This window comes from Herbiconiux daphne, from assembly GCF_024979295.1.
Classification (GTDB): Bacteria; Actinomycetota; Actinomycetes; order Actinomycetales; family Microbacteriaceae; genus Herbiconiux; species Herbiconiux daphnes.
The window spans coordinates 1-524 of record NZ_JANLCJ010000802.1 but is presented as its reverse complement, the minus strand read 5'-3'; the positions used below and the strand labels follow the sequence as shown (position 1 = coordinate 524).

Sequence of the window (524 nt, the reverse complement as noted above, 5' to 3'; positions counted from 1 at the left end):
GTTATTCATGTTAGCACCTTTCACGATAATATATTTATTACTACCGTTTTTAGTGTACTTCATTTCACCATTTTCATTAATGCTATCATAGGTGTATTGCTTAACATCACCAAAGTTATTTACATCATTGTAGAATAACTTATTACCACAAGAAACCAGCGTTACTAATTTGTGATCATAGCTAGTGAAGTAAACATTACAGCCTTTATCTATTGCCTTTTGCAAATCTGTTTTTACAGCATAAGAGATATTATTTTTAGCAAAATAAGCAGGGGTGTTATCAGTGGTAAATTCTTTACCATCAATAGAGATCAGATAATCACTGGTAGCATAGAATCTATTCCCTGTATAAACATCACCTGTATTATCTTTAATTGTACCATCACTATATTTAGAGATAACCAAAGGCATGATATCACCTTTAGCATTCTTAGCACCGTAGGCTAATGTATAAGTTTTAACTACTGTAGGTGCAGGGGCTTTATATTCCTCTACAGGTGCTGGAGCAGGTGTAGTAGTAGCTA

At 33.4% G+C, this 524-nt stretch carries 1 protein-coding gene; it reads right to left on the bottom strand.

Going from position 1 to position 524, the window contains the following annotated elements; translation table 11 throughout:
* A partial coding sequence (locus tag N1032_RS27780) for a hypothetical protein (protein ID WP_259543964.1) occupies nt 1-524 on the bottom strand: 524 nt, incomplete at both ends.